This window comes from Vicinamibacterales bacterium (assembly GCA_035699745.1).
Lineage (GTDB): Bacteria > Acidobacteriota > Vicinamibacteria > Vicinamibacterales > 2-12-FULL-66-21 > JAICSD01.
Genome location: DASSPH010000027.1, coordinates 20,459 through 31,297, shown reverse-complemented (window position 1 = coordinate 31,297; position 10,839 = coordinate 20,459). Strand labels below are relative to the sequence as shown.

Sequence of the window (10,839 nt, the reverse complement as noted above, 5' to 3'; positions counted from 1 at the left end):
TGTCGCGCTGCTCTTCGACAAGCCGTCGCTGCGCACGCGCTCGACGTTCGTCATCGCCGTCCGCGAGCTCGGGGGGGACGTGATCGAGCCGTTGCCCGACGTCGCGTTCGGCGGCCGCGAGTCGATCGAAGACGTCGCGCGCAATCTCGAACGCTGGGTCTTCGGCGTCGTGGTCCGCACGTTCGCGCAGGAGCGGCTCGAGCGGTTCGCCGCCGCGGCGCCCGGTCTGCGCGTGGTGAACGCGCTCACCGACGAAGAGCATCCCTGCCAGGCGCTGGCCGACTGCCAGACGCTGATCGAGCGGTGGGGCACGCTGCGCGATCGGACGATCGCGTTCGTCGGCGACGGCAACAACGTGGCCGCGTCGCTGGCGCAGGCGGCGGCGATGCTCGGCGGCACGGTCGTGGTCGCGTCGCCGAAGGGGTTCGAGCTGCCGGCACGCGTCTGTGACGCGGTCGCCCGCGTCGCGCGATTCGGCGGCGGCGTCAAGGTGACCAACGACCCGGTCGAAGCAGTCGCCCAGGCGCACGCCGTCTACACCGACGCGTGGGCCTCGATGGGACAGGAGTCGGAGGCGGCGGCGAGGGACGCGCTGTTCCGTCCGTATCAGGTCAACGCGGCGCTGATGGCGCGCGCCCCGGAGCACGCGCTGTTCATGCACTGCCTCCCGGCGCATCGCGGCGACGAGGTGACCGACGACGTGATCGACTCGCCGGCATCGGTGGTGTTCGACCAGTCCGAGAACCGCCTGCACACCCAGAAAGCGCTGCTGTCGCTCCTCGCGTCGTAGGTCGCAGCGGGGGTATGCTGCACAGCGATGCGGCAGGCGGTGATCCCCAGACACGGCGGCCCGGAGGTCTTCGAGCTGCGCGAAGGGCCCGATCCCGTCCCCGGCGAGGGAGAAATCCTCATCCGCGTCCGCGCCGCCGGCATCAACTTCGCCGACATCCTCGCCCGCATCGGGCTTTACCCTGACGCCCCCAGGCCGCCGCTCGTCGTCGGCTACGAAGTGGCCGGCGTCGTGGCCGCGGTCGGTCCCGGCGTCACCCAGCCGCACGAAGGGGACCGCGTCGTGGCGCTCACCAGGTTCGGCGGCTACGCCGATGCGGTCGTCGTGCCCGCGTCTCGTGCGTTCCGCTTCCCCGATCGTCTCAGCGACGCCGAAGCGGCGGCGGTGCCGGTCACGTACCTGACCGCGGCGATCGCGCTGTACCGCATGGCGGCGGTCACGTCCGGCGAGACGGTGCTCGTGCACAACGCCGGCGGCGCGCTCGGGATCGCCGCCACGCAGCTCGCGCGCCTGCGGCGCGCGACCGTGATCGGCACCGCCTCCGTGGCCAAGCACGACGCCCTGCGAAGCTTCGGGGTGGACCTGGCGATCGACTACCGGCACGGCAACGTCGAGAGCGAGGTGCGGCGGTTCACGCGCGGCCGCGGCGTCGACGTGATCCTGGATCCGATCGGCGGCAGGAGCTTCGGCGCCAGCTACCGCATGCTGGCCCCGCTCGGCCGTCTGGTGATGCTGGGGATCTCGTCGATGTCGGGCGAGCGGCGCAGCGCGCTGCGCGTGCTGCAGTCGTGGTGGGCGATGAAGCCGTTCGCGCCGCTGTCGCTGATCAATCGCAATCGCGGCGTCTTCGGCCTGAACGCCGGCCACCTGTGGGACGAGCGCCGCCAGCTGCAGCCGCTGATCGATCTGGTGCTGACGGAGCTGAGCGCGAACCGGCTCGATCCGATCGTCGCGAAGACGTTTCCGCTCGAGCGGGTCGCCGACGCGCACCGCTACATCCACAGCCGCGCCAACATCGGCAAGGTCGTTCTGACCACCTGAATGCGGCGCGCCGTGCTCCCGGCCGCGCTCCTACTCGCGGCGCTGACCTGCCTTTACACCTGGCCCCTGCCGGCGTATGCGACCTCCGCCGTCGCGCACGATCGCGGCGATCCGCTGCTGGTGACGTGGATTCTGTGGTGGACGTCGCACACGGTTCCGCTGACCAGCGCGTGGTGGAACGCGCCGGCGTTCTATCCATCGAGCGGCGTGCTGGCGTTCTCGGAGAACCTGCTCAGCCTGGCGCCGATTGCCGCTCCGATCGTTCACGCGACGGGCTCGCCGATCCTCGCCTACAACGCAGCGTTTCTCTCGAGCTACGTCTTCAGCGGGCTGGCGGCCTACTTCCTCGCCTGGGTGCTGACGCGGTGTCACGTCGCCTCGTTTGCGGCTGCGGTTGCCTACGCCTTCGCGCCGTACCGGCTGTCGCACATCCAGCATCTGCAGCTGCTGTCTTCGTACTGGATGCCGGTGGCGATGGCGGCGCTGCACCTGTTCGCGGCGTCTCCGCGATGGCGATGGGCGGTGCTGTTCGCAGCGGCGTGGGCGCTCCAGGCGCTGGCGAGCGGGTACTACCTGTTCTTTCTCTCGACGTTCGTCGGCCTGTGGCTCATCTGGTTCGTGCCCGGACGTGTGTCGCCGCGTGACGCCGCGCGCCTGCTGATCGCGTGGGTCGTCGCCGGTTTGCTCCTGGCGCCGATCCTCTACGGCTACCGCACCGTCCATGCCTCGTACGGGTTCAAACGCAGTCCCGTGGAAATGGTCAACTACAGCGCGGACGTCGCCGGGCTGGTGTCGGCGTCGCCGGACTCGCGGTTGTGGGGATGGCTGCACGCGCGCGTCGGATCCGAATCCGAGCAGTTTCCCGGCCTGGTCCTGCTGCTGCTCCTGCTGGGCAGCGCCGCCGTCGGGTGGCGGGCGCGGAAGGCGCGAGCGTCCGCCGATGCGCCGCCCGGCGCGCCCCGGGGGACGATCGTCTTCTACGGCGGCTCCGCGGTGCTGATGTGGCTGTTCTCACTCGGCCCGGTCGTGAAACTGAACGGAACGCCGACGGGCATTCCCGGACCGTACGCGCTGCTCGCGCAGCTGCCCGGGTTCGACGGCATGCGGGTGCCGGCCCGGTTCTGGATGCTGACGGTGCTCTGCCTGTCCGTGTGCGCCGCGTTCGCGATCGCGCGCATCCACGCATCCCGGACGCGGCGCATCGTCGCCGCGCTCGCGATCGGCGGATTCCTGCTCGACGCCTGGCCGCGCGCCTTTCCGGTGGTCGCCGCGCCGGGCACGCGCGTCACCACCAGCCAGGCGCGCGCGCGCCTGGGCCTGCCGCTGCACGAGGCGGAGACGGAGACCATGTTCGGCGCGATCCCGCAAAGCCGTGCCGTGTTCAACGGCTACAGCGGCTATGCCGCGCCGCAGCACGCCGCGCTGCGCGACCTTCTCGAACAGCACGATCCGGCGATCCTCGATCGCCTCGCCGCGGCCGAGCCGATCGAAGTCATCGTCGAATCCGCCGGCGACGCCGACGGACGATGGAACGAATACGTCCGCTCGCATCCGCGGGCGTTGCGGCTGCAGTCAGGTCCGGACTGGACCGCTTACGAGATCGGCGTCACCAATGCCCTGCCGCCGGCGCCTGTCACCGGTCCCATCGTTCCCGTCGCGCGGATCGAAGCCAGCGCCAACGCCAAAGACATCGGCGCCGTCCTGGACCAGGATCTCGACACGCGCTGGCACACGGTTCCGCAGCGCGGCGGCGAAACGATTACCGTCACGCTGGATGCGCCGCGGCGCGTATCCGGGATCGTGCTGTGCCTCGGCACGTACGCGGCGCAGTATCCGCGCGCGCTCGAGGTCGCGGTCTCCGCCGACGCGCGGTCGTGGACGCCGGTCTATACTGGCGCGACCGCGCTCGAGACGTACGATGCGGCGCTGCGATCGCCGCGCGAGGTCCCCATCACCGTGCCGATCCGCCGCGACGGCGTCCGCTTCCTCAGACTGCGACAGACGGGCGGCGATCCGCGCCGCGGCTGGACGATCGTGGAGCTGCGCGTCATTGGGTGACGGCCGCGGGAGGTCGCTCGCCGGCCACGCCCGTCCGGTGGCGCTGGCCGCGCTCGCGTACACCATTCTCACGCTCGCCTATTCGTGGCCGCTGCCGATCGACATCATGCGCGGCGTCGCGCACGATCCGGGCGATCCCATCCTCAACGCGTGGATCCTGTGGTGGACGACGAAGGCGGTGCCGCTCACGCAGGCGTGGTGGAACGCGCCGATCTTCTATCCGGCGCCGGGCACCTTCGCCTTCTCCGAGCATCTCCTCGGGCAGGCGTTCATCTCCGCGCCGCTCATCGCCCTGACCGGCAGCCCGCTGTTCGGCTACAACGTCACGCTGCTCGCCACCTACGTGCTGAGCGGCCTCGGCGGATACTTCCTCGGCTACACGCTCACCCGGCGGCACGACGCCTCCTTCGTCGCCGGGCTCGCATTCGCGTTCGCTCCCTACCGTGCGGCACAGCTGCCGCACATTCAGGTGCTCACCGCGTTCTGGACGCCCGTGTGTCTCGCCGCGCTGCACCGCTACGATCGCGAGCGTTCGCCGAAATGGGCGGCGCTCGCCGCGGCGGCCTGGCTGATGCAGTCGCTCTCGAACGGCTATTTCATGTTCTTCTCGAGCGTGCTGCTGCTGCTCTGGTTCGCGTGGTTTGCGATCGGACGGTGGCGCTGGCGCACGCTGGCGGCGTGCATCGTCTTCTTCATCGCCGCGGCGGCGGTGCTGCTGCCCATCCTGCTCGGATACCGCACCATCCTGCAGGACACGTACGGGTACCGCCGCGCTCTCATCGAGGTGCAGGTGTTCAGCGCCGACGCCGCGGCGCTGTTCACGGCCAGCGAGGACCTTGTCGCGTGGGGCTGGCTCAGGGCCATCAGCCGGCCTGAAGGCGAGCTGTTTCCCGGGCTGACGGTGGCGGCGCTCGCGCTCGGCGCGATCGCGGCGGCGCGGCCGCTCGCGGCCGAGGCCGAGTCCCCGCGACGGCGCTGGCTCCGGCGCGCGTTCGCGGCGACTGCGCTGCTCCTCCTCGCCGGTGCCCTGATGCCGATGGTCTACGGACCCTGGCGTCTGCAGATCGCCGGGATCCGCATTGTCTCGATCGCGCGCGCGGACAAGCCGCTGACGCTTGCGATGTTCGCGGCCATCGCCTGGATGTGCACGTTGCCTCGCGTACGCGCCGCGGTCAGGCGCCGATCGCCGCTGTTCCTGTATGCCTTCGCCGCGTTCGTGATGTGGGTGATGGCGCTCGGGCCCGATCCCACGCTGCTCGGCGGACGCTTTCTGTACCAGGCGCCATACGGCTGGTTGATGCGGCTGCCCGGCTTCGACGGCCTGCGGGTGCCGGCGCGTTTCTGGATGATGGCGGTCGTCTGCCTGAGCGCGGTGAGCGCGCTGGCGCTCGCGCGGCTCAGCGGACGGGCGCGGCAGGTCATCGTCGCCTGCGCCGCGGCCGGCGTCCTCATTGACGGCTGGCCCGCGGTCTTCCACGTCGCCGCCGCGCCCGAGCGGCGCCCCACGCCTGCCGATGTCTCGATGCGGCTCGATCTGCCGAGCGATACGGATCGGGATGCGCTGGCGCTGTACCAGCAGACGTTCGACGGCGTCCCTCTCGTCAACGGCTTCAGCGGGTATGTCGCGCCGCATTACTTCGCCCTGTACGAACTGCTCCAGGCGCGGGACGTGCGGATCCTGCAGGCGCTGACGGCGCAAGGTACGCTCGGGGTCGTCGTGGACCACGCGTCCGACGCGGACGGCGCGTACCGCCGGTTCCTGAGCGGGTATCCCGGAGCCGCGCTGCACGAGACGCACCCAACGTGGAGCAGCTATACGCTGCCGAGGAGCGACCGCGGCGCGCTGGTGCCGGCGGCCTCGGGCGATACCCTTCGGATCAGATCGGTCGACGCCTTTCCGAGCCCGCCGAACGCCCCGCGTGCCGTCGACGGCTCACTCGCGACGCGATGGAGCGGCGGGGTGCAGAAGGGAGCCGCGGATTTCACCATCGAACTCGAGGAGCCCGGGCGGGTGAACCAGGTCGTCACCTACCTCGGCGAGTTCTGGACGGACTTTCCGAAGCAACTTCGCCTCGAGGTCTCGCCCGACAAGTCGGCCTGGGAGACGGTGCACATGGGGGACACGGCGCTGCAGGCGTACTACGGTGCGTTGCGTCACCCTCGTGAATTGCCGCTGGTGTTTCCGATCGGCAAGGACAACGTCCGCTACATCCGCCTCACGCAGCTCGGATGGGGAACGCACGACTGGTCGATCGCCGAAGTGCGGGTGTTCCGCTGACCCCCTCCCTGCGCTGACGCCGCGCCTTCAGATCTATTGAGGACGGCGCCGCAGTGACAGCGGCTGTTGCGCGCTGCAGTGCGGCGCTTCGCCCGGCGTCAGCGCCACCGGCACGATCGGGCCGGTGGCGCGCGACGAGAGATCGAATACGTTGACGCCGCCGTGCTCGCGCATGCGCGCCACGAGCGGCCACGGCGGCGCCCCATCCACCGGCAGACCGAACCACTCGCGCATCTGGGGCAGCTCCCAATCCTCGATCACCATGTAGGGATGGAACCCGAGCCGCTCGATCTCCGCTGGCGCACGGCGGGTCCAGTCGCGATCGATCAAGTCCCACCGAATCGTCATCCGTCCGCCGTAGAAACGCAGGCTGCCGCTCTGCTGCAGGCTGAAGATGACCGCATCCGGCGGCAGCGCGCGCGCGACCCAGACGCCGACGTCGGCGTATCGCCGCTCGCCGTCCTTCAAGGCATCGAACATCCCGTGGCCGACGTTGAACCGGACCGTGTAATTCACCAGGAACACGGTCGCCGCCGCGACGGCGACATGCCCCCACGGCCGTGGCACGCGCCGGCCGATGATGACGATGCCCGAGGCGACGAGCACCAGCAGCGCCGGAATCGCCGGCAGCAGAAACCGCAGGTACCACCATTCCTCGAAATGCATGTAGACGAGGTAGGAGAGCAGGGTGGCGAGAACGAGCGCGGCGCACAGACGCGCGGCAGCGGCCCTGACGTCCCGGGTGAAGGGAGGCAGCAGCGGGACGAGCGCGAGGAGCACCAGCGGCGAGTGCGACTGCCACAGCCACACGGGATATCGCGCGAGGTTGGGCAGCAGGTTGGAAACCGAGTAGATCTCTGCGGCCGCGCCGTAGCCCGAATTCGACGGCGCTCCGTACCATACGGTGTTCAACGCCGCGATTGCGAGCGGCGCCGGGGCGGCGGCGGCGGTGAACAGCGCGAGCCGGATCCAGCGCTCGCGCCCATGCGAGGTGAACGCCAGATACGCAAAAATCACCAGCGGCAGCGCCGGCAGGTTGGGGCGGACGAGAAAGCCGACGGCGGTCAGGAGACCGGCGGCGAGCGCCGCCGGCCGCGTGCCGCGCAGGGCCGCCACCGCGGCCGCGGTCCACAGCGCCGCGGCCGGGACATCGCTCATCGGCGCGTGCGACATGAACACGACGATCGGACTCGTCACCGCGAACGCGGCGGCGAGCACTCCGGCCCACGGCCCGGCCGTCCGGCGTCCGAGATCGAAGGTGAGCCAGCCGACGAGCGCCGCGCACGCCGGCACCACGAGGAAGGGCCCGCACGCGCCGAACACGAGCGCGGCAGCCATGAGCAGCGGCAGGCCCGGAGCGTAGGTCGGCACCATCGTGTGCGGTGACGGTCCCGGCCGGTAGCCGAGCGGCGCCAGCGACAAGTCGCCGGAGGGCCAGGGCACCTGGAACGGCAGCGGCTCCGCGCGAGGCAGCTGACCCGATGCCCAGCCGTAGGCCTGCGACACGTACCCGAACGAGTCCGAGCCGCCCGCGGTGAAGCTTCCGTAGCGGATCGCGTCGGCGCCGAGTATCACCGCGCACAGCACGGCGAGCGCCGCCAGCCATGGCCGCATCGCCGCGGTGATCCGTTCCGTGTCGCGCGCGAACGAGCCCCGGAAGACCAGCGCCTGTATCACCAGCAGCAGAAACCCGATCGCCAGCGCCCGGCCGGGGTCGCGCGACCGCAGGAGCACTCCGCCGATCCGCCACTGAATGCCTCCCGTCGCCACCACCAGCGCCGCCCACGCGAGGAAGACAATCGAAAGGGTCAGCAACACCCGGCGCACGGACGGGATCGTGCTACAGTTCCGCTCTTCTGTCGACCCGCAGGCGCGGGATCTCTTGCCAAGGAGGCATCGTGAAACGCCCGTTCACAGCGCGCTGGAGGCTCACCCTCGCGCTTGCCGTCGCTCTGGTTCCGCTGTCAGTGCCGCGCGCCGGAGGCCAGGCGCAGAACCGGCCGGCAGTCGTCGCCCTGCGAGGCGGCACGATCCTCACCGTCACGCGCGGCACCATCCCGAACGGCACGATCGTGCTGCGCGACGGCAAGATCGCGGCGGTGGGTGCCAACGCGACGATCCCCGCCGGGGCCGAGGTGATCGACGTGACGGGAAAGTTCGTGTCCCCCGGCATCATCGATGCGCACTCGCACATTGCGGCGGATGCCATCAATGAAGGGGGGACGGTCGTGTCGTCCATGGTGAGCATCCAGGACGTGCTCGACCCCACCGACATCAACATCTATCGCGATCTCGCCGGCGGCCTGACGACGGCCAACGTGCTGCACGGCAGCGCGAACCCGATTGGCGGCGCCAACGCGGTGATCAAGCTGCGCTGGGGCAAGAAGCGCGGCGAAGACCTGCTCCTCGAAGGGGCGATGCCCGGCATCAAGTTCGCCCTCGGCGAGAACCCGAAGCGCCAGGGCAATCCGACCCAGCCGAACCAGCCGGCGCGCTATCCTGCAACGCGGGGCGGCGTCGAGTACGTCATCCGCGACGCGTTCACGCGGGCCAAGGCCTACCAGAAATCGTGGCAGGAGTACGAGAAGACCAGGGCCGTCAACAAGGACGCGCTCCCGCCGCGGCGCGATCTGCAGCTGGATCCGCTCGTCGAGATCCTCGAAGGCAAGCGGCTGGTGCACGCCCACTGCTACCGCGCCGACGAAATCCTCATGCTCATCCGGCTCGCCGAAGAGATGGGCTTCAAGATCGCGACGTTCCAGCACGTGCTCGAGGGCTACAAGGTCGCGAAGGAGATCGCCGCGCACGGCGCCGGCGCGTCGACCTTCAGCGACTGGTGGGGATACAAGATCGAAGCGGAAGACGCGATTCCCTACAACGCCGCGCTGATGCACCAGAAAGGCGTGCTCGTCTCGATCAACTCGGACAGCGCCGAACACGCACGCCGCCTGAACACCGAAGCGGCCAAGGCCATCAAGTGGGGCGGGCTCTCGCAGGACGAAGCGCTCGCCCTGGTGACGATCAATCCTGCGAAGCAGCTGCGCATCGACAACAAGGTCGGCTCGCTCGAGGTCGGCAAGGACGCGGACGTCGTCGTGTGGACCGCGCATCCGCTCAGCAGCTTCGCCGTCGCGGACCGCGTCTACATCGACGGCATCCTGTATCACGACCGCGAGGCGGACGCGCGGAGGATCACGGACCTCGAGAGAGAGAAGGCGGCGCTGCGCGGCACGCCGCAGGCTCCTCCCGGCGGGGGAGACGGGGCCGGGCCGGCGCAGCCGGAGGCCTCGCTGGAGGACTGGAAGGCCCAGCTCGAGGCCGACGCCGAACGCTTCAGGGGCGGACCGCACGTTGCCGACGCCGCCGAGTCTCAAGCCGGCGGCCAGTCACCGCGGGTCCAGACCCCCCCGGGGTTCACGCCTCCCGGATCGCCGAACCCGGATGAGGTCCTGGCGATCACCAACGCGCGCATCGTGCCCGTCACCAAGGGCACGATCGAGCGCGGGACGATCATCATCCGCGGCAACAAGATCGCCGAGGTCGGCGCCGACATACCGGTGCCGGCCGGCGCGAAAATCATCGACGCGAGGGGAGGCTCGGTGTATCCGGGCTTCATCGAGACCAGCACCGACCTCGGGCTCAACGAGCCCGGCGTGCGCGGAATGGACGACGTCACCGAGATGCTCGACTTCAACCAGAACATCCGCACGCGGGTCGAGTACCAGGCCGACAGCGACGCCATTCCCATCGCGCGCTCCAACGGCGTGACGACGGCGGCGGTGATGCCGGGCGGCGGAATCCTGTCGGGAGACGTCGCGGTGATGAACCTGGACGGCTGGACGTGGGAAGAGGCCACCGTCAAGCCGAGTGCCGGCATCGTGTTCAACTTTCCGGCGATCGCCGGCGGCGGCGGACGGGGCGGTGGCGGCGGGCGCGGCGCCGGCCCCGGCGCCGGCGACACCAGCTACGACGAGCTGAAGCGGCGGCGCGATCAGCGGCTCGAGCAGGTGGCCACGTACCTGGCGCGCGCCCGCGCCTACGCCAAGGCGGGGCCGAACAAACCGATCGACTGGATGCTCGAAGCGCTGGTGCCGGTCATCGAGAAGCGCGGGAAGCTCTACACGCGGGTCAGCAGCTACCTGGATTTCGACGACGCCATCGCGTTCGGCGCGAAGGAGGACGTGGACATGGTGATCATCACCAGTCCGTTCGCCGCCGCCATGGGCGTGAAGGCGCTCGCCGGCAGGAACGTCCCCGTCATCCTCACCGAAGTGCAGTCGCTGCCGCAGAGCGAGGACGTGTCGCACAACTACAACTATGCGGCGGGCGACGTGCTGCAGAAGGCCGGGGTGAAGTTCTCGTTCTCGACCGGCGGCTACGACGCGGCGCGGCTGCTGCCCTACCAGGCCGCTCAGTCCGTGGCGTGGGGGCTGTCGAGGGAGGACGCGATCAAGGCGCTGACGATCAACGCCGCCGAGATACTCGGCGTCGGGGCGTCGGTCGGCAGCCTGGAGGAAGGCAAGATCGCGAACCTGTTCATCGTCGACGGCGATCCGCTGGAGATCACGACCACCGTCAAGAACGTGATCGTGAACGGGCGCGACGTCAGCCTCGAAAACAAACACTGGCTGCTCTGGCAGCGTTTCATGGGCCGGAAGTAGGAGGACAGCGC

General features: G+C 69.9%; 6 protein-coding genes. 5 read left to right on the top strand and 1 reads right to left on the bottom strand.

The window, feature by feature from the left end:
* From argF to VFK57_04985, 4 genes are all read left to right on the top strand, one after another.
* A partial coding sequence (argF, locus tag VFK57_05000; protein HET7695045.1) for an ornithine carbamoyltransferase occupies window positions 1–790 on the top strand: 790 nt, incomplete at its 5' end.
* A 39-nt stretch (window positions 791–829) separates the two neighbouring features.
* Complete coding sequence (locus VFK57_04995) at window positions 830–1,831, top strand: medium chain dehydrogenase/reductase family protein (protein ID HET7695044.1); 1,002 nt, start codon at window positions 830–832, stop codon at window positions 1,829–1,831.
* Entirely contained in the window at window positions 1,832–3,889 is a 2,058-nt protein-coding gene (locus VFK57_04990; GenBank protein ID HET7695043.1) for a discoidin domain-containing protein, read from the top strand. It abuts the gene before it with no gap.
* On the top strand, window positions 3,882–6,167 hold the full coding sequence (locus VFK57_04985) for a discoidin domain-containing protein (protein HET7695042.1): 2,286 nt from the start codon (window positions 3,882–3,884) through the stop codon (window positions 6,165–6,167). Before VFK57_04990 ends, VFK57_04985 begins: the two co-directional genes overlap by 8 nt.
* A gap of 33 nt (window positions 6,168–6,200) precedes the next feature.
* Here VFK57_04985 and VFK57_04980 read toward each other — a convergent pair whose 3' ends face one another.
* On the bottom strand, window positions 6,201–7,994 hold the full coding sequence (locus tag VFK57_04980; protein ID HET7695041.1) for a glycosyltransferase family 39 protein: 1,794 nt from the start codon (window positions 7,992–7,994) through the stop codon (window positions 6,201–6,203).
* Window positions 7,995–8,065: 71 nt separating this feature from the next.
* Here VFK57_04980 and VFK57_04975 point away from each other — a divergent pair, with 71 nt between their 5' ends.
* A complete protein-coding gene (locus VFK57_04975; protein ID HET7695040.1) occupies window positions 8,066–10,828 on the top strand; it encodes an amidohydrolase family protein in 2,763 nt (920 codons plus the stop codon).
* Window positions 10,829–10,839 lie beyond the last annotated feature (11 nt).